The sequence below is a fragment of the Brachybacterium sp. p3-SID1565 genome (assembly GCF_025143785.1).
Lineage (GTDB): Bacteria > Actinomycetota > Actinomycetes > Actinomycetales > Dermabacteraceae > Brachybacterium > Brachybacterium epidermidis.
This window is the reverse complement of sequence record NZ_JAMBDS010000056.1, coordinates 1-18,548: the sequence shown is the minus strand read 5'-3', so window position 1 is coordinate 18,548 and position 18,548 is coordinate 1. Positions and strand designations below refer to the sequence as shown.

The window sequence follows — 18,548 nt, the reverse complement described above, 5'->3', positions numbered from 1 at the left end:
CGGTTGGGCGGGGACGCAATCCGCTGGATAGGCTCGCGCCATGACCACCCAGACCCCAGCGGCCCCCCCCCCCCCCCCCCCCCCCCCCCCCCCCCCCCCACCCCCCCCCCCCCCCCCCCCCCCCCCCCCCCCCCCCCCGCCCGCCCCGCCCCTTCTGGTGTGCCGTCTCTCGAAGGGCGGCCGGAGAAGGATCAGTAGGTGCTCACCGAGGCGCTGAAGATGCCCGTGGCCAGAGCGATGATCCAGAACAGGATGTTCAGCACCCAGATGATCGCGAAGGCGATCCAGGCCCACTTGGTGAACTTCCGGGCGGTCTCGGGCTCCGTATCGGCCTTGAGGTAGCCGAGCAGGCCCAGCACGCCGGGGATCACGCCGCCGCAGAGGAAGCCGACGATGGTGGCGATGAGGGCGTTCTTCTTGAGGGATGCGACGTCGAAGCCGCCGGTGGGAGCAGTCATGGGGTTCCCCTTCCAAGCAATCTGTCACCGGTTGCGGTGTGCGAACCGGACACTGTGTACCGGGGGTGAGCACCTCCCAGCCGAGGGGGATCGTACCGCAGGTCACACCCCGCGGCGCGATGGGGACCACTCCCCATTGCCGTGCCGTGGTGCCACGGGCAGCGAGGGGTGCTCCGACTGCGACTCAGCCCAGGGTCACCCGGTGCACCAGCACCGTGAACTCCTCGTCCCGGCCTGCTTCGCGGGCGCGCAGGCGCCCACCCTCCAGGGAGATCGGCTGTGCCTGCTTCACCACCACACCGCCCCTGCCGTCCACGATGCCCAGCGCCAGTGAGGTTCCCTGGGCGATGGCCTCCAGCAGTCGGTCGGTGACGCTCAGATCGGCGCCCCCCGCCTCGGCCTCCCGGATGCGGGCCACGGCCTCGGCCGGGGGAAGGCGCAGCTCCGGCCCGTCCACGGTGACCAGGTCCGCCGCCAGGGGACCGCCCGCCAGGGAGTGCGACAGCTGCGCATCGGCCGGGCGCCCGTCGGCCCCCACCGCCTGGGGCGACAGCCCCGCGCGGCGCGCGCACTGCAGGGCGAAGCCGGGATCGGACATGGTCACCGCCACCGTGGGGGCCAGCCGGCGCAGGTTCAGCGCGGTCGCCTCCGCGGCGGCCTGCAGCAGGTCCAGCACCTCGGCCTCGGCCTGCAGCACCGTGGCGGCCCGGGAGACCTGCACCCGGCCGTGGCGGCGCTGCTCATCGCGCACCAGGTACTCCACGGCCTGGGGGAGCGGGGCGCGGGAGTGCTCGCGCAGCAGATCCAGCAGCAGCTCCGGGTCCCCACCCACGCCGAGCGCCCGACGGATCGAGGAGGCGCTGAGGCGCAGCGTCACCGCGCCGCCGCGGGAGACCACCTCCGTCCAGTCCAGCAGCGGCATCAGCTGCTCCGAGGGCCGGCCGGGGATCACCACGGTGAGATCCGCGTCCACCAGCACCTCGGAGACCGGCGGTGGCGCCGACACCTGCAGTGCCTCGGTGAGCCGCCGATCGGCCTGCATCATGTCCTCGTCCAGGGCCAGCACCAGCTGCCCGCCCAGCACGGTCAGCGCACCCGCGTCGACCAGCCCCAGCGCCTCCCCCTCACGCAGCATCGCCGCTGTCTCCTCGGCGATGACGGGGGCGGGGACCAGCGGGAACGCCCACGCCAGGGAGGCCTGCAGGGACTCTGGGGTGGCACTGATGCCGGGGGAGGTGCGCAGGGCGCGCAGCAGGCTGCCGCGGCGGGTGCGCACACCGTCACGCCTCGTCAGATCGGACAGCAGGGGGCGCGCGGTGCCGGAGGAATCCGGGGTTCCCACCACGGCCGCCAGGTGGTGGCCGCGGGCCCATCCCAGGGCCAGCTCGGCCCAGCGGGACTCGGCCGAGCGCTCCCGGTGCGCGTCCCAGTCACGGGTGGGGTGCCACTCCTGCCCGTCGTGGCCGATCAGCCCGACCTGCCAGGCCGTCTGCAGCACGGTCGCGTAGGTGAGCAGATCCGAGCCGGCACGCTCGGCCAGCCGGTTCAGATCGCGCTGCGGGATGCCGCCGCGCCGCAGCACCCCGGGAGGGTCCTCGTCGAAGCCGCGCACGGTGCCCACCAGGCGCAGTGCCTCGAAGGCCCGTTCCACGGCCTGTGCGGTGCGGCTGCCGGGGATGCGCTCGTGCAGGGGAGGGCCCTGCGGGCCCGGTCTCAGAGCGGTGTGGATGCGCCGCACGCGACCCTTGCGCAGGGCCAGGTGGATGCTGCGGGGCAGGCGCAGGGTGCCGTCCTCCTCACGTCGGACGATCCTCGCCTCGAGCAGCTGGCGCGCCAGGTGGCCGTTGCCCTGCACCGTCGAGGGTCCCCAGGCCAGGGTGTCGAGGACGCCGTCGTGCTGCTCCCGGGCAGCCGCGACGATCCGCTCGGCCTCCTGGGGTGTCGGGTCCCCGGCCTCGGGTGCGGCCAGTCCCGCCGGGGTGCGCAGGCCCTCGCGCAGTGGACGGATCAGGTGCAGCTCGTCCTCCCCCCACACCACCGCCAGGGTCTCCAGGCGCTCCACCGCGGTGGAGATGGTGGCCGGGTCGGAGGACACCGCGGCTGCGAGCTCCCGCGGGGAGGCGCCGTCGGGCAGCACGGCCAGTGCCTCCACCAGGTGCAGCTCGGGCAGGGTCAGGGCCGAGAGGGCGCGGCGCGCGGAACCGGCCCCAGCCGCGCGCGCCGCGAGCGGGCCGATGCCCTTGGGCAGGGGCGAGGCGAGATCCGGTCGGGCGACGAGAAGGGCCTCGAGGCGGTCATCGCCGAACCGTCGCAGGGAGTCCGCGAGGGACCGGATCACAGCGGTCATGGTGCGATCCAGCATAGGCTGGTCCGGCTCCGGGCAGGTCCAGCTCGCCCGTGCCGATGCCGACCGCGCCGCTCTCGCTGCGCCGACGGCACCGGCGCTGACGGCCCCGACGCCACCGGAGCCCGCCCCCATAGCCCAACCGGCAGAGGCAGCCGCCTTAAAAGCGGCTCAGTACGGGTTCGAATCCCGTTGGGGGCACGAGGCAGGTCACGTCGGGGGCACGGGGCAGGTCGTGCGCATCAGATCAGGCCCTGCCGCTGCGCCAGGTGCACCGCACGGGAGCGCGAGTCCACGCCGAGCTTGGTGAACACATGCACCAGGTGGCTCTTGACGGTGGCCTCGGTGACGAACAGCTCCCGGGCGATCTCCCGGTTGGTGGCGCCGGTGGCCAGCAGTCGCAGCACCTCCACCTCGCGCTCGGTGAGCCGGGGGAGCGGGGTGCGCATTCCTTGCAGCACCCTGGCCGCGAGCTCCGGTGCGAGCACCGTCCGCCCCGCCGCGGCGTCCAGGATGCCGGCCACGATGTCCTCGGGCGGCACGTCCTTGAGCAGGTACCCGGTCGCGCCGGCACTGATCGCCCCCAGCAGCTCGGCATCCCGGTCGAAGGTGGTCAGGATCAGCACCGCGGGTGCGGGGTCGAGGTCGCGCAGGGCGCGGGTGGTGTCGATGCCGCTCATGCCCGCGCCCAGTCGCAGATCGCACAGCACCACGGCTGGCTCGAGCTCGCGCGCCAGGGCTACTGCCTCCTCCCCGGTCCCGGCCTCACCCACCACGTGCACCGAGGGATCGGCCGACAGCACGGCGCGCAGTCCGCTGCGCACCACAGGATGGTCATCCACCAGCAGCACGGTCGCGGTCATGGCGTCTTCTCCATCGTCGGGCGGGACTGAGAACCCTGGCCCCAGGGTGCAACAGGGGCGGCCCCGGTGCGGGTGCGCGGCACGTGCGGGAGGTGGGCAGAGATGGCTGTGCCCTCGCCCGGGGTGCTCTCGACCTCCAGGTCTCCGCCCAGTTCTCTCAGTCGTTGCCGCATGAAGCGCAGGCCGAAGCTCGCGGTGCCGTCGGCCTGTTCCGGCCCGGGGCCGACGGCCTCCCAGCGGCGCACGTCGAACCCGGTGCCGTCGTCTCGCACGTCCAGACGCACGGAGTCCCCGGCGCCGCTGAGGCTCACCGCTACCCGGGTTGCCCCGGAGTGCCGTCGCACGTTGCCCAGCGCTGACTGAGCAGTGCGCAACAGCGCCACCTCCACCTCGCTGGGCAGCGGCGGCACCTCCCCGTCGACATGGAGCGCCACCTGCATTCCGGTCTCGTCCTCGAAGCGGTCCAGCAGCTGATGCAGTGCCCCGGTCAGGGCATCGTCCTCCAATTGCGCCGGCAGCAGTGCGGCGACGATCCTTCGCACGTCCACCAGGCTGTCCTGAGCCAGCCGCTCCACGCGGTCCAGGGTGCGCGCAGCCTCGGGGTCGGCGGTGCGCTGTGACTCGGCATGGGACAGCAGACGGATTGACGAGAGGCCCTGGGCGACGGTGTCGTGGATGTCGCGGGAGAGCCGGTGCCGCTCCTCGATCGCACCGGAGCGGCGCTGGGCGAGGGCGAGCTCGTCCTGCAGCTGGGCCAGCTCGTGATGCGCTCGTGTCAGCGAGGCCAGCAGGCGCTCCCGCTCCGCCGCCTCCCGCAGCAGCTCCAGGTACCCACGGGAGATCCCGAAGGCGAACACCCCACCGATCAGCGGTCCGAGCACGTTGGCCCAGCTGGTGCTACCGTGGTGCAGCACCGGGGCGACTCCCACCACTACCAGCACGGCCGCTGCGAATGCCAGTCCCCACCACAGCGGCAGCAGGTGACCGGCCAGCAGCCACAGCAGGAACGCCAGCCACACGAACTCCGGCGAGACCGCCACTGCCGCGACCCACACCATCGCCAGGCCCAGCAGCCACCACACCGGCCGGGCTGCACGGGGACCGATCCGGCCCGGCGCGGAACCGCCCGGGGCAGGGCGCGTGGCGATCACGGAACCGGCTGCGTGCCAGCCCAGGATCGCCAGGCCCGCCACGATCGCGGCGGCCGGGGCCACTCCGTCGGCGAGGGCACGCAGCACACCGATCACGGTGAGGGCCACGGCGATGAGGTGCCGGCCCACCTCCATCGCTCTCGCGGTGAGGCCGGCCGGCACCCGACCCGTGCGCTCAGGCCTGCGCAGGGGCGTCTGGACGAGGCTCATGGTCTGATTCTGCGCTGTCGAGCAGGGCATGACCACTTGGGGAGGTCGTGGGCGCGGGGCGCCCCGGCCACCAGATCCGGTCCCCCACCAGGGAGAAGATCGCCGGGACCATCACGGTGCGCACCACCAGGGTGTCCACCACCACGCCCACGCCCACCACCAGGCCCAGCTGCGCCAGGGTGACCAATGGCAGCACGCCGAGTGCCGCGAACACCGCGGCCAGCACGATGCCGGCACTGGCGATCACCCCACCGGTGTGGGTGACCGCCTCCACCATCCCGCGCCGCGTGCCCCAGGCCCCGGCCTCGGAGCGCGCCCTGTGCACCAGGAAGATCGTGTAGTCGATGCCCAGGGCCACCAGGAACAGGAACGCCAGGATCGGCACCTGGGGGTCCAGGGCCTGCTGCTCCAGCAGCATGCGGCTCAGCCACGCGCCGGCCCCGATCGCGGCGACGGTGCTGGCCAGGTTCACCATCAGCAGCAGCACCGGGGCGACTGCCGAACGCAGCAGCACCAGGAGCACCACGAAGGTGACCGCCAGGATCAGCGGCGCCACCAGCAGCAGGTCCGCGCGGTTCCCTTCACGGGCATCCAGATCGCTCGCCACGCTGCCGCCCACCAGGGCGTCGGCTCCATCGATCGCATGCACCTGCTTGCGCAGCTCGCGCACCTGGTCCAGGCTCTGCTCGGTCCCGGGCGCGTACTCACTCGTGACCATCACCGATGCCAGCGAGCCGTCCTCCTTCACTGCCAGGGGATGAGCCCGCACCACCCCGTCCATGCCCTGAGCCGCCTCGACCACCTGCTCGACGCTGCCGGGTGCGGTGACCACGAGGATCGGCGCTGCTTCCCCGGGCGGGAAGTGCTCCGAGAGCACCTCCAGGCCCGCCGCGGATTCCGACTCCACACGGAACCGATCTGCCTGGTCCAGACCCACCGTTGTGCCCAGCAGACCGGTGGCCATCACGCCGAGCAGGGCGAGGGAGGCGGTCAGTGCGATGACGGGTCGGCGCACCATGGCGCCGGCCACCGTGCGCCAGGCGCCGGCTCGGGAGCGGTGACCGCCGCCGTCCACCGTCGGCACGAACGGCCAGAACACGCGGCGCCCGCAGACCGCCAGCAGTGGCGGCAGCACCAGCAGAACCGAGGCCATCGCGATCAGCAGCCCGATCGCGGCCGGGATGGCGAGGCCGCGGGTCAGGGGGATCGCTGCCAGCAGCAGGGTCAGGAGCGCCAGCACGACCGTTGCGTTCGATGCCATCACCGCGGGCGCCACGCCTCGCCAGGCACGGGCCAGCGCTGCACGGTGATCGGGTTCGGCCTGCAGCTCTTCGCGGTACCGGGAGATCAGCAGCAGCGCGTAGTTGGTGCCAGCGCCGAACACCAGGACGCTGATGATGCCGGCGTCGAACTGGAGACCCCAGTGGGCACCCACCGCGGCGGTGACTCGGCCGGCGAGGCCGTCGGCCAGCACGATCACCACCAGCGGCACCAGCCACAGCACGGGTGAGCGGTAGGTGAGGATCAGGAGGGCCGCCACGATGCAGATCGTCACTGCCAGCAAGGTGAAGTCCGCGCCGTCGAAGGCGGAGGCGATATCGGCCCCGAAGGCGGGACCGCCGGTGACCTGCAGGGAGACTCCTTCGATCGCGTGATCCGCAAGGGTGGTGCGCAGGGCGCTGATGGTCCGGGCCGTCTCGGAGTTGTCCGCCCCCACGGTGATCGGGGCGATCAGCAGGGCCGCCTGCCCGTCCTCGCTCACCACCGGCCCCGAGGGGTCAGCTGCCGTGTGCTCGGCGAGAGGGGGCAGCAGGCCGTCCAGTGCCTGCAGATCGTCGGCTCCGAGGGAGCCGCCATCGGCGCGGGTGGCCACCACCAGCACCGACTGGTGGTCTGCATCCGGGAACTGCTCCAACAGGGCACTCACCCGCGCCGATTCGGAATCCACCGGGGCATGGGTGCTGCGCGCCGGGGCATCGGCGCCCCGCAGCAGACCGAACAGCGCCACCATCACCACCAGGGCGAGGGCGAGCACGGTCCACGCACCGCGGCGGGAGGTCAGGGATGAAGAGATCGTGGTCATGCCGGCAGTTCATCCCAGCGGGCCGGGCCCGGGCATCGCGCTGAAGGGCGAACCGGATCTCCATCGAAGGATGGATGCGGGCTCCGCACCGATCGGTGCATGCCAGGGTCACTCAGTCATGTCACCGCCCCCGCGGCGCGAGGACCGCACCACAGGACTGCTCGGCCCCGGGTCACAATGGGAGCATGACCACGCCTGCATCCGCAGATCCCCAGCTCGACCCCCAGCTCGTCTCCCGCATCGACGAGGTGCTCTCCCGCATCGATGCCGCCGCCGCCCGCGCAGGACGCGATGGCGCCGACATCACGGTGCTGCTGGCGACCAAGCTGCGCACCCCCGAGCAGATCGCGCCCGCGGTCGACCTGCTGCGCAGTCGCGGGCGCCTGCTCGCGGTGGGCGAGAACCGGGCGCAGGAGATGGCCAAGCACAAGGACCCGCTGCTGGCAGGCAATGGGGTGCCGCGGCACTTCATCGGCCGCCTGCAGACCAACAAGGCCCGCGACGTGGTGGCGTTCGCCGAGCTGATCCACAGCGTGGATCGCGATGACATCGCCGAGGCCCTGGAGCGCCGCGCCGAGATGGCCGGGCTGCATCGGGACGTGCTGGTGCAGGTCAACACCTCGGGTGAGGAGTCCAAGGGCGGCTACGACCCCACGCCGGACTCGGTCATCCCCGTGGTGCAGCGACTGAGGGGGAGTCAGGTGCTGCGGCCCGTGGGCCTGATGACCATCGGAGCCAACACCAGTGACGACGCGGCGGTGCGGGCATCGCTGCGGTCCCTGCGGGAACTGCGCGAGGAGGTGCGGGAACGGCTGGGCCTGGACGACTTCGAGCAGCTGAGCATGGGCATGAGCGGCGACCTCGAGATCGCGGTCGAGGAGGGCGCCACCATTGTGCGCGTCGGATCGGCGATCTTCGGGCCCCGCCCCGCCTGAGCGCCGGCGTCGGGCCCGCGGGGAGCGTTTCGTGGTTCACACATCGTCATGGAGAAATTGGGTCTGTCATAAATCGTGCTTAAGGTGTGGGCGTTCGATCGACCCCACCTGAGAAGCGGAGGCACCCGTGCACATCCAGACCGTCGCCGTGCAGACGCTGAGGGACCACGAGCACGGAGCTGTCGTCCCCCCGGTGCACCTTGCATCCACCTTCGAGCTCGATGCCGCCACCGATGACGGCGGCTACGCCTACCAGCGCGGCTCCAACCCCACCCGCGCCCAGCTCGAGCAGGTGCTGGCCGCGCTGGACGGTGCCGAGCACGGCTTCGCCTTCGCCACCGGCATGGCCGCCACCGCCGCCGTGTTCTCCACCCTCGAGGTGGGGGACGAGGTGCTACTGCCGACCAGTGTGTACGGAGGAACCTTCCGCTTCGTGGACAAGGTGTTCCCCGCCCGCGGCCTCACCGGACGCTACGTCGACGACCTCGGCGCCCTCACCGATGAGGACTTCACTCCCGCCACCCGCATGGTGTTCGTCGAGACGCCCGCCAACCCCACCCTGCGAGTCACCGATCTGCGCCGCCTGGTCGAGCTCGCCCACCGCCACGGTGCCCTGGTGGCCGTGGACAACACCTTCATGACACCGGTGCTGCAGCGCCCGCTCGAGCTCGGTGCCGACGTGGTGGTGCAGTCGGCCACCAAGTACCTCGCCGGGCACTCCGACCTGCTGGCGGGCGTGGTCACCACCAGTGATCCCGCGCTCGCAGAGGCGTACGCGCTGGCGCAGAAGGCCCAGGGCGGCGTGCTGTCGCCATCGGACTCCTTCCGTCTGATCCAGGCGATCAAGACCCTGCCCCTGCGGCTCGAGCGCCAGCAGGACAACGCCCGGGCCATCGCCGAGTTCCTGCGGGACCGCGACGACGTGACGACGGTGTTCTTCCCCGGTTCCCACAGCGAGCAGGAGGCCCGCATCCACGCCTCCCAGGCCGACGGTCCCGGCGCCGTGCTCTCCTTCGAGCTCGCTGCGGGGCTGGACCGCGTGCGGTTCGTGGAAGCCCTGCGCTACCCCGTGTACGCGGTGAGCCTGGGTGGGGTCGAGTCGCTGATCTGCCGCCCCGCCACCATGACCCACGAGGCCATGACCCCCGAGGCCCGTGCCACCGCCGGCATCTCCGATGAGCTGCTGCGGCTCTCGGTCGGCATCGAGAACATCGACGACCTGCTCGAGGACCTCGCGCAGGCCCTCGCCTCCGCTCGCTGACCCCCGGGTCCAGGTCCCTGCCGCCGGCCGAACCCCAGGTCTGGTCCGGCCCCACCACTGCCCGCTGACCCCGAAACGCCCCGCCCGAGCACCGGACCCACCACCGAAGGACTCTCCATGAACAGCAGCTCTGCTCCCCGCCCGCGCCCCACCCGCCGCATCGCCCTGACCGCCGGCGGCGCCTCGATCGCCGCCCTGCTGGCCGCCTGCGGCTCCGAGGACCCGACCCGCGGAGCGGGCGGCCCCGGAGGCTCCGGCGGCTCGGACGGCGGGGGCGGCGGAGGCTCCGTCGACGAGGACATCCTCGCCCGCATCCAGGAGAACGGCTCGATCCGCATCGGCCTGGAGGGCACCTACCGGCCCTACGCCTTCCACGACGACTCCGGCGAGCTCGTCGGCTTCGAGAAGGACATCGCCGACAAGATCGCCGAGGGCCTCGGCGTGACCCCGGAGTACATCGAGACCGAATGGGACTCCCTGATCGCAGGCCTCGACGTGGACCGCTACGACCTGGTGATCAACAACGTGGGCATCACCGAGGAGCGTCAGCAGAAGTACGCCTTCACCGAGCCGTACGCGCAGTCCATCGGCCGCATCGCCGTGCCGGAGGACTCCGAGGTGCAGGCCGCGGAGGAGCTCGAGGGCAAGCGCGCGGCCCAGACCGCCACCAGCAACTGGGCCCAGCAGATGGAGAAGCTGGGCGCCGAGATCGTCCCCGTCCAGGGATTCGCCGAGGCCATCGAGCTGGTGGTGCAGGGCCGCGTGGACGCCACCGCCAACGACTTCATCTCCTTCCAGACCTACCAGGAGGAGCACCCCGATGCGGCCTTCCGCCTGCTGGACGCCGAACTGCCCACCGACGTCACCGTCGGCGTGATCATGCAGCAGGAGCAGCAGCCCCTCCTGGATGCGGTCGACGAGATCCTCGCCGGCATGAAGGAGGACGGCTCGCTGGCCGCCATCTACGAGCAGTGGGTGGGCCAGGACATCACCCCGGAGGCCTGAGGGGATGCCCGGCTTCCTGGAGCTGTGGCTGCAGTCGCTGCCGCGCCTGCTGCGGGCAGCCGTCGAGGTCACGATCCCGCTGTCGCTGATCTCCTTCGCGATCGCCCTGGTGGTCGCGGTGGTGGTGGCACTGGTACGGCTGTACGGGCCCGCGCCGCTGAAGGCACTGGCCTGGGCGTACGTGCAGGTGTTTCGCGGCACGCCGCTGGTGGTGCAGCTGTTCATCGTGTACTTCGGCCTGCCCAGCCTGGGCATCAGCCTCGATGCGTTCCCGGCGGCCGTGGTCACTCTCGCGCTGAACACCGGTGCCTACGCCTCCGAGGCGGTGCGCGCCTCCATCCTGTCGATCCCGCGCGGGCAGTTCGAGGCCGCCCAGACCTTGAACCTCTCGCGCGCCACCACTTTCCGCCGGGTGGTGGCGCCGCAGGCGATGCGGATCGTGCTGCCCCCGCTGGCCAACGACTTCATCGACCTGGTCAAGGGCACCTCCCTGGTGTTCGCCATCACCTTGGTGGACCTGTTCCAGGTGGGCCGGCAGGTCGCCGGCAGCACTTTCGAGCCCATGGCCATGTACACGCTGGTGGCCCTGATCTACCTGGTGATGGTCTCCCTGCTGAGCCTGGGCCAGAACGTCCTGGAGAAGAAGGTGTCCGCCCATGTCCGCAGCTGATCTGCGCGCTGCCGATGCCCGCAACCCGCTGCGGTTGATCGGAATCCGCAAGACCTTCGGTGACCTCGTGGCCCTGGACGACGTGGACCTCGAGATCGCCCGCGGTCGCACCACGGTGCTGCTGGGCCCCTCCGGATCCGGGAAGTCGACCCTGCTGCGCTGCATCAACCTGCTGGAGAAGCCCGATGCCGGCCAGATCGACCTGGGCTCCGGGCCGATCGACGTGGGCGGACGCATCAGTCCGCGCACGGTGCGGGAGATCCGCTCCCGATCCACGATGGTGTTCCAGCAGTTCAACCTGTTCCCGCACCTGACGGCGCTGGGCAACGTCACGCTGGCCCCCGTCGAGAGCCTGGGCCGCTCCCGTGACGAGGCAGAGGCCCTGGGTCGGGAACTGCTGGCGAAGGTGGGCCTGGCGGAGAAGGCCGACTCCTACCCGGATCGGCTCTCCGGCGGCCAGCAGCAGCGTGTCGCGATCGCCCGGGCGCTGGCCATGGATCCTGACTTCCTGCTGTTCGACGAGCCGACGTCGGCCCTGGATCCCGAGCTGGCGGCCGAGGTGGTGGCGGTGCTGGCCGCCCTGGCGCAGGAGAACCGCACCCTGGTGGTGGTCACCCACTCCCTGGCCTTCGCCCGTCGCGTGGCGGACCGCGTGGTGTTCCTGGAGGGCGGCAAGGTGCTGCAGGACGGATCACCGGAGGAGTTCTTCCGCAGCGACGACGAGCGCCTGCGCAGGTTCCGCGAGGTCATCGGCTCGGTGTGAGAGCACCGAGACCGACACCGCCCACTGGGTCACCCAGGGAGGTGCACCGGGATGCCCTGAGCGAACGTTCAGGTCGCTGCCAGGACCAGAGGACGCGAACCCTATACAGTTGATCCCGACCGGAGGTCAGGACCATCGCCCTGTCCGGGGAACCCCAGGCGATGGCGCGTGACCCCGTCCAGATCCATCTTCCCGAGGAGCATCATGGCCCGCCACAATGTCATCTTCGGCCGTGACCAGGCCGTTCAGCGGGGGCAGTCCTTCAGCAGCCCGCAGTTCGGCCAGTCCGGCCCTCCCCAGGGGACCCAGTGGTCCTCCGACTTCGGTGCGCAGCAGACACAGCAGACCGACCAGCTCGAGGCGATGTACGCCCGCCCGGCGGCCACCGGTCACGACACCGGCCGCATGACCATGCGCGATGCGCTCAACGCCATCACCGCCACCCTCGGCGTGATCATGGTGGTCGGCTTCGTCATCGCTGTGACCCCGCGCCTGCTCGGCGCCGTCATGGGCGAGTCGGGCCTGCAGCTGGGGCTGCTGATCGGCGGAGCCGCCACCATCGTCGGCCTGATCGGCGGTTTCATCCTCGGTCTGGTCAACTCCTTCAAGAAGCAGCCCTCCGCCATCCTGGTGCTCGCGTACGCGGTCTTCGAGGGCATGCTGCTGGGCGGGATCAGCGGTTCGATCGACCTGTACTACCCGGGCATCGCCGTCCAGGCCGTGATCGGCACCCTCGCGGTGGCCGGCACAGTGCTGGTGCTCTTCCGCATGGGCATCCTGCGCACCTCCCCGGTGCTCACCAAGATCTTCATGGTCGCGATGATCGCCTACATGCTGTTCCTCCTGGTCAACATCGGCTTCGTGCTCCTGGCCGGGCAGAGCCTGCGCGATGGCGTCATCGGCCTGATCATCGGCGGCCTGGCCGTGGTGATGGCCTCCTACTCCCTGGTGATGGACTTCGAGGACGTCCAGCGCGCCGCCTCCGGCCACACCCCGCGTGCCTACGCGTGGCGCTGCGCCTTCGGCCTGGCGGTCACCATGGTGTGGATGTACATCGAGATCCTGCGCATCCTTTCGATCCTGCGAGGCAGCGACTGACCTCGGGCGCTCCCGCGTGAAGGTGAGCGCACCCGGGCGCTGAGCCACGGTTCGGTGCTCGCGAAGCCAACGACACTGTGGCCCCCTCCGTGATGCGGAGGGGGCCACAGCTGTGCGTGGGGTGCGGCAATGAGCCGGGGATTCGCCCCCACATGCTGAACTCGGGTCAGGAGGCGGGCTCTGAGCGAGCAGTCAGGGTCTCAGCCCGTGAGGCCGGTGATGGACTCGTAGGCCTGGGCGGCGGCGTCCTCGTGCTCGGTCACGCCGATCGAGATCTCCGAGGAGTACACGCTGGGACCCTCCGGCGTATCCAGCACGACCACGTCGATCCGGGTGGAGTCCGTCTTGGTGAAGTTGTGCTTGCCGAACTTCAGCACGGCGGTGCTGCGATACCCGGGCATCCCCTGGATGGTGACGGCCTCGGTGACCTGATCGTGCAGTGTGCGCTGGGAGGTGTCCCCCCAGATGCTCGCGTTGCCGTACAGGCAGCTCACGAGACGCTCGGCGGCGGCCTTCTCCCCGGGGTACTCCACTCCCGGCTGCCACTCGAGCTTCCCCACCCCGATGGAGGAGACCCAGCTGCCCTCCACCGGAGCCATCGCGGTCTGCGCATCCGTGGTGAAGTGCAGGTAGGTGGTGTTCGCACGGGTGTCGAAGATCGCGGGCGGCGTGATCTCCAGACCACCGCCGCGCAACCGGCCCGAAGGGTTCTTTGAGGTGCGCTCGTTGACGGGGGACCAGCAGTGCCGCTCCTCCTCGATGGGCGTGGTCTCCGGCGGCGTGGTGGTGGCCGAGGCGGTCTCCTCGGTGGTCGTCGCACTGGCACTGTCGCTGACCGTCGTGCTCCCGGTGCCGCTGCCCGCCCCGTTGCCGCCGGAGCTGCGGAACACCAGGAACGCGACGGTGCCGCCGACGATCAGCAGGAACACCAGCGCGAAGGCGATACCGCCGATCAGCAGTGCGTTGCTCCGGCCGCCGCGGCCGTCCGGACCCTGGGCGTACTGCGGGCCGGTGTACGGGGAACCGGTGCTCACCTGACTGCTCCTTCGACTCTCATCCGGCCCTCCCCCTGGCGGCCGGTCACTCGACGACCTCGAGGCTGGCGATGATCTCCTCGAGCCCCTGGACATGATCGGGATGGTCCGCGGCGACGTCCGAGGCCAGGGCACTGGGGCCGTTGGGCCCCTCCACCACGATGGAGGTGACGACGGACGCGCTGGAGGTCTCCAGCATGTCCGGGTCCTCGAAATTGTAGGTGGCCTGCACGATCCATGCCGGGTAGCCGTCCACTTCGATGGCCTCGGTGCGGTAGTCGGTGACCTCAGGATGCTCACCGAAGTGCGAGATCACCCCGGCCGTGGTGGCGTAGCACTGGAAGATCGCCACCGCCGCACGCTCCGAGCCGGGGTAGCCACCCTCGGAATCCGGGAAGACCACGCGCCCCAGGTTCACGACCGAGTACCAGTTGCCCTCGACGTTGCGGCCCTGGCCCTGCACCTCGTTCATGTACGGCATGCTGCCGGAGCCCCAGGGGAAGTCCCAGCCGTCGGGGATCGTGTACTGGAGGTCCCCGCCGCGGATCGTGCCGTTCGAGGACGGGGCGGGCTCGGCATGGTCGGGGACGTGGCAGTCCACCGTCGGCGCCTGCGTGAAGATGGGCGGCGGGGGAGCGAGATCAGGGTCCTCCGGATCCGGGACGTACTCGCTCTGCCCCTCGGCGGTGCGGGGGCCGGTGGGGTAGCCGGTGGGATCCTCCTCCAGCACGCTGCGGAACACCGTCTGGGACAGCACCAGTGCCACCACCGCCAGCAGCAGCACCGTGGCCCCCACCACGGACAGCACCACGGTCAGGGCACGGTTGCGGCTGCGCTGGCTGGGCTCGCCCAGCGTCGCCGGCGTCGCCCGGTCGGCGTAGTCGGGAAGCCCGGTGGGACCGGTGCCGGGCGCGGCGCCCCGCGCGGTGAAGTCGGGCAGCCCGCTGCCGCCGAACCCCCCGCCGTCGGCTGTCCCGCCCCCGGCAGAGCCCGACCTGCGCGGATCCTCAGTCATCGCCACCTCCCCGGCGTCTCGGGGTCGCACCCCTGGTCTCAGGGCCATGCCCCGGGTGATTCTCGCACGATCGTGCCCGATCCGAGCGGTCCAGCGCTCGTTGGTACCCTCCCCCTGTCGGCGCACCCGTCGCCTTCCCGCAGGCCGCCGCCCGAGCCCGGAACCCTCGACCACGGAGATCAACATGCGTCCGCCCCTCGTCCTGACCGTCTCCGCCTCCGATTCCGACGGCGCCGCCGGCATCCAGGCGGACATCAAGACCTTCTCCGCCCTGGGCGTGTACGGGGCCAGTGCGATCAGCATGATCTGCGCGGTCAACACGCAGGGACTGCGCGGCACCCACTACCTGCCAGGGGACGTGGTGCGCTCCCAGATCGACGCGGTGGCCGAGGACCTGATGCTGGATGCCACCAAGATCGGTGCCCTGGGAAGCGCCGCCGTCGTCGAAGCCGTCGCGGAGGCCGTGCGCACCCATCGCGAGCGCCTGGGGTGGATCCTGCTGGACTCGGTGATGATCGGCACCGACGGCGCCCCCCTGATCTCCGCCGAAGGAGCGCGGGCACTGCGCACCGCCCTGCTCCCTCACGTCGACATGCTCACCTCCAACATGGTCGAGGCCGCCCAGCTGCTGGGCACCGCCCCGGCCACCACCATCGACGGGATGCGGGACCAGGCGCTGGCACTGCAGGCGATGGGGCCGGGGACGGTGCTCATCACCGGCGGCCGTCTGGTCGGGGACGACGCCGTGGACGTGCTGGTCCACCCCGGCGGCACCGATCTGCTGCGGGCCGAGCGGGTGCCGGGTCGGCACGTGCGCGGCTCGGGTGCCACGCTCTCCGCGGCGATCACCGCCCAGATGGCCCGCATCCAGGAGTTCGACCGCGCCGGGGAGCTCGGCGAGATCGGGGAGGAGGGCGAGCACGACGACGTCATCACCATCGTGGCCTCCGCCCGCGAGTTCCTGGCCAGCGCCATCGAGAACGCGGAGGACTGGGAGGTCTCGCGCGGCAACGGTCGCGCCTTCGGGCCCGTCAACCACCTGATCACCCTGGACCGCGCCTGACGGAGGGCGTGCTCGCAGCGCCGCTCACCCGCTGCTCACCCGCCTGACCCCAGCAGTCCCCGGCGCTCCTTCAGCGTCAGCATCCGTGCGGCCGACTCCCGTACCCGCTGCTCCTGCTCGGGGCCCCGGGATGCCCACTCCTGGATCGCGTCCACCAGCTGTCCGGTGATGGACGGATCGGCGGTCAGCAGCACGTCCCCGCCGGCGTCCAGGAACCGGGTGGCGCGCTCGGGAACCGGCACCGCGGCCACGGCCTTCGCCGCCCCGATGTCGTCGGTGACGGCGACACCTTCGAATCCCAGCCGACCGCGCAGCAGATCGGTGACCACCGCGCGCGAGAACATCGCGGGAGCCTCGGAATCGATCTGCGCATAGGTGGCGGAGGCCAGCATCACCAGCTCCGCCCCTGCATCGATGCCGGCTCGGAACGAGTCCAGGAACGGGTCCTCGATGGTGGTGGTGTCGTCGATGATCCCCTCCGCGGAGTGATCGGTGTTCTGCTCCACGCGCCCCAGGCCCGGGAAGTGCTTGAGGGTGGCGCCGGTGTCGGCGTCGTGCAGGGACTGGACGGCGGCCCTGACGCAGTCGCCCACGTGCGCGGGGTCGGTGCCGAACCCGCGGCCCAGTCCTCCCACGGGCTCGTTCGCCGGCCCCAGTGCGGGGTCCACCACGTCGGCCACGGGCGAGAAGGCGACCTGGATGCCGCGGGCGGCGAGATCCTCCCCGATGGAGGTGTAGGCATCGCCCACGGCGTCTGTGCCGGCCTCGCCGAGCTCCTCGGCCGAGGGGGTGCGCCGGGCCGCGTCACCGCGCAGCATCCGCACCTGCCCGCCCTCCTGGTCCACGGCCACCAGCGGCGGCACCTCCGGTCGGGAGCCCTCGCGGGCGGCAGCCACCGTCCCGTCCACCTGGCCGGGATCCCGCCACACGTCCAGCAGGAAGATCCCGCCGGCGTGGTGCTCTCGGAGGATCTCGGAGGGGAGGGTGGAGCCCGCCATGATCCCCACCATCACCAGCTGCCCTGCCACCTCCCGTGGAGTCAGCTGCTCGAGCAGCCCGGTGACCTGCTCGGACGGGTCCCAGGGGCCGGGCGCAGGCGCGGTCTGCTCCGTTTCGTCCCCGGAGCCCGTCCCCTCGCCGCGGGTGGGACTCGAGCCCTCCTCCTCACCTCCCGAGGTGGCCTCCGGGTCTGCCGGGAGGACGGGATCGGCTCCGTCGCCCTGCTCCGGCGAGGTGCAGGCGGCCAGGGCGAGAGCGGGGGAGAGGGCCAGGAGCTGACGTCGACGCATGCCCGCAGTCTTCCAGTCCCGCTTCCGGTCCAGCACTAGGTGTCACAAAGAATGTGGCCCCATCGAAGCAGTAAATGGCTGGCCAGAGGTCCATCGGGGCCTCTGGCCAGACCTATCTCACTACTTCTGCCCTCGGCAGCCGGGCTGGGCCTCAGCGCGGCCTGTTTCGACGGCCCTTCACCGCTCAAAGACGCAAAACGGCCCCTGCCCGGGTGTTTCCGGGCAGGGGCCATCGCCGTGTGTGCTACTTCGTCTTGACGCTCCTCTTGCCGGGGGACTTGGCTGTCCGCTTCACCGTCCCAGGGCGTCGCCGTGGGCCCGGTGCGCTCAGAACCGGGTGGTGCCTGAGCGCGTCGCGGCCTGGTGAACTTGCGTTGGCGGTGCAGCGCCTTGGTGGGCCGAGGTTCCCTTGACGCATTGCGTCGTCGGATAGCGGGAGGGATCGAGACGCATCGACTTGGGGTGGTTGGCGCAACGCATCGTGCCTGAGAGCACGGGGTCTCGGTAACGCTGTGTGCCCCGCTCGTAGTTCGGCGCTCCCATGGGAGTGAAGGCGTGGTACTTGCGCCGGTCGTACTGCTCGGCCAAGAGTGCCTCGGCTTCGGCGCTCATGCCGAGTGCATAGCCGCCCAAGGTCCGCAGGTCAGCGGGCAGGGTGTCCTTGAACAGGCCACCGTCCACGAAGACCGTGCCGGGAATGGGGCCTGGCCTCGGGGTGCGCTGGTTCCTGTGGAGATCAAGGACCTGCTCGACGCCCCGGGACCACACCTGGCGTGCCCACTGCTCGGTGTCGAGGTAGGTGTATCCACGGTCGACCAGGACCGTGGTGGGTTTGCGGTCGGCAGCGATCATGGCGTCGATGAGCGCCAGCCCACCCTCCGCCTTGTAGGTGCCAGCAGGGAAGAGGGATGCGACGGACTTCCCGAGCCGAAGCGGGACATCCGGACGTTCGACGGCTTTGTCAACGGCGGGGCGGCTCCACGCGACTGACCGCCTGGTCCCGGGCCGCTACCTCTTCGCGACCCGCGCCTCCTCCAGAAGCACGCTTGCAAGCGCGTACTCGCAACGGTCCCGGTCGAGATCGGGGACGAGGTGGGTGAGGTCCTGCGTGACGCGCTCCGCTGCCCCGAAGACGGCGGAGATTGAAGCGCCCTGGGTTTCGTTCCGTGGTTAGACGGTCGCGGGCGCGGTCGTCGTGGTGCGAGTGTAGGCCGCTTCGACGCTCGCTGGGGTGCGGTAGTCGAGAGCTTCGTGGAGCCGGGCCGTGTTCCACCAGTGGACCCATCCCATCGTGGCAAGCTCGACC

The 18,548-nt window shown here is 71.1% G+C and carries 16 protein-coding genes, 1 tRNA gene and 1 pseudogene; 8 read left to right on the top strand and 10 right to left on the bottom strand.

Annotated elements, in window-relative coordinates; all coding sequences use genetic code 11:
* Window positions 1-191 precede the first annotated feature (191 nt).
* Both M4D54_RS11860 and M4D54_RS11855 read right to left on the bottom strand, forming a co-directional pair.
* A complete protein-coding gene (locus tag M4D54_RS11860) occupies window positions 192-458 on the bottom strand; it encodes a hypothetical protein (RefSeq protein ID WP_193866511.1) in 267 nt (88 codons plus the stop codon).
* Window positions 459-642: 184 nt separating this feature from the next.
* On the bottom strand, window positions 643-2,805 hold the full coding sequence (locus M4D54_RS11855; protein WP_259891734.1) for a helicase-associated domain-containing protein: 2,163 nt from the start codon (window positions 2,803-2,805) through the stop codon (window positions 643-645).
* 124 nt (window positions 2,806-2,929) lie between these two features.
* Between M4D54_RS11855 and M4D54_RS11850 the strand changes: the two genes are divergently transcribed.
* Window positions 2,930-3,003, top strand: a tRNA-Leu gene (locus tag M4D54_RS11850).
* Between the two features lie 41 nt (window positions 3,004-3,044).
* Here the strand turns inward: M4D54_RS11850 and M4D54_RS11845 are convergent.
* The 3 genes from M4D54_RS11845 to M4D54_RS11835 are packed head-to-tail and all read right to left on the bottom strand — an operon-like array spanning window position 3,045 to window position 7,109.
* Window positions 3,045-3,665 (bottom strand): response regulator transcription factor, encoded by a 621-nt coding sequence (locus M4D54_RS11845; RefSeq protein ID WP_259891732.1) that lies wholly within the window; start codon window positions 3,663-3,665, stop codon window positions 3,045-3,047.
* Window positions 3,662-5,026, bottom strand: coding sequence for a sensor histidine kinase (locus tag M4D54_RS11840; protein ID WP_259891729.1), 1,365 nt, complete (start codon window positions 5,024-5,026; stop codon window positions 3,662-3,664). The genes M4D54_RS11845 and M4D54_RS11840 overlap by 4 nt, the downstream gene beginning before the upstream one ends.
* Window positions 4,992-7,109, bottom strand: a complete 2,118-nt coding sequence (locus M4D54_RS11835) for an MMPL family transporter (RefSeq protein ID WP_259891727.1) — start codon at window positions 7,107-7,109, stop codon at window positions 4,992-4,994. Before M4D54_RS11835 ends, M4D54_RS11840 begins: the two co-directional genes overlap by 35 nt.
* A gap of 185 nt (window positions 7,110-7,294) precedes the next feature.
* On the opposite strand from M4D54_RS11835, the gene M4D54_RS11830 reads away from it, so the two are divergent.
* The 6 genes from M4D54_RS11830 (at window position 7,295) to M4D54_RS11805 (ending at window position 12,841) form a co-directional block, all read left to right on the top strand.
* On the top strand, window positions 7,295-8,044 hold the full coding sequence (locus M4D54_RS11830) for a YggS family pyridoxal phosphate-dependent enzyme (RefSeq protein ID WP_259891724.1): 750 nt from the start codon (window positions 7,295-7,297) through the stop codon (window positions 8,042-8,044).
* A 127-nt stretch (window positions 8,045-8,171) separates the two neighbouring features.
* Window positions 8,172-9,305 carry a PLP-dependent aspartate aminotransferase family protein gene (locus tag M4D54_RS11825; protein ID WP_193866505.1) on the top strand — a complete coding sequence of 378 codons (1,134 nt, stop codon included), beginning with the start codon at window positions 8,172-8,174 and terminating at the stop codon, window positions 9,303-9,305.
* A 117-nt stretch (window positions 9,306-9,422) separates the two neighbouring features.
* Window positions 9,423-10,310 carry a transporter substrate-binding domain-containing protein gene (locus M4D54_RS11820; RefSeq protein ID WP_259891711.1) on the top strand — a complete coding sequence of 296 codons (888 nt, stop codon included), beginning with the start codon at window positions 9,423-9,425 and terminating at the stop codon, window positions 10,308-10,310.
* 4 nt (window positions 10,311-10,314) lie between these two features.
* Window positions 10,315-10,980 carry an amino acid ABC transporter permease gene (locus M4D54_RS11815; protein ID WP_259790743.1) on the top strand — a complete coding sequence of 222 codons (666 nt, stop codon included), beginning with the start codon at window positions 10,315-10,317 and terminating at the stop codon, window positions 10,978-10,980.
* Window positions 10,967-11,743, top strand: coding sequence for an amino acid ABC transporter ATP-binding protein (locus M4D54_RS11810; RefSeq protein ID WP_259891709.1), 777 nt, complete (start codon window positions 10,967-10,969; stop codon window positions 11,741-11,743). The genes M4D54_RS11815 and M4D54_RS11810 overlap by 14 nt, the downstream gene beginning before the upstream one ends.
* Window positions 11,744-11,947: 204 nt before the next feature.
* Window positions 11,948-12,841, top strand: coding sequence for a Bax inhibitor-1/YccA family protein (locus M4D54_RS11805; protein ID WP_193866502.1), 894 nt, complete (start codon window positions 11,948-11,950; stop codon window positions 12,839-12,841).
* A gap of 200 nt (window positions 12,842-13,041) precedes the next feature.
* Here the strand turns inward: M4D54_RS11805 and M4D54_RS11800 are convergent, their stop codons facing one another.
* Together M4D54_RS11800 and M4D54_RS11795 are read right to left on the bottom strand one after the other, a co-directional pair.
* Window positions 13,042-13,875 (bottom strand): hypothetical protein, encoded by an 834-nt coding sequence (locus M4D54_RS11800; protein ID WP_259891705.1) that lies wholly within the window; start codon window positions 13,873-13,875, stop codon window positions 13,042-13,044.
* A 46-nt stretch (window positions 13,876-13,921) separates the two neighbouring features.
* Complete coding sequence (locus tag M4D54_RS11795) at window positions 13,922-14,890, bottom strand: hypothetical protein (RefSeq protein ID WP_259891694.1); 969 nt, start codon at window positions 14,888-14,890, stop codon at window positions 13,922-13,924.
* Window positions 14,891-15,074: 184 nt separating this feature from the next.
* Here M4D54_RS11795 and thiD point away from each other — a divergent pair, with 184 nt between their 5' ends.
* Window positions 15,075-15,953 carry a bifunctional hydroxymethylpyrimidine kinase/phosphomethylpyrimidine kinase gene (gene thiD / locus M4D54_RS11790; RefSeq protein WP_259891693.1) on the top strand — a complete coding sequence of 293 codons (879 nt, stop codon included), beginning with the start codon at window positions 15,075-15,077 and terminating at the stop codon, window positions 15,951-15,953.
* Window positions 15,954-15,988: 35 nt separating this feature from the next.
* Here the strand turns inward: thiD and M4D54_RS11785 are convergent, their stop codons facing one another.
* The 3 genes and pseudogenes from M4D54_RS11785 to M4D54_RS11775 form a co-directional block, all read right to left on the bottom strand.
* Window positions 15,989-17,242: a glycoside hydrolase family 3 N-terminal domain-containing protein gene (locus M4D54_RS11785; RefSeq protein ID WP_259891691.1), complete on the bottom strand. Its 1,254-nt coding sequence runs from the start codon at window positions 17,240-17,242 to the stop codon at window positions 15,989-15,991.
* 327 nt (window positions 17,243-17,569) lie between these two features.
* On the bottom strand, window positions 17,570-18,094 hold the full coding sequence (locus tag M4D54_RS11780; RefSeq protein ID WP_259891689.1) for a hypothetical protein: 525 nt from the start codon (window positions 18,092-18,094) through the stop codon (window positions 17,570-17,572).
* Window positions 18,095-18,412: 318 nt separating this feature from the next.
* A pseudogene (locus M4D54_RS11775) lies at window positions 18,413-18,548 on the bottom strand (integrase core domain-containing protein); the annotation flags it as partial.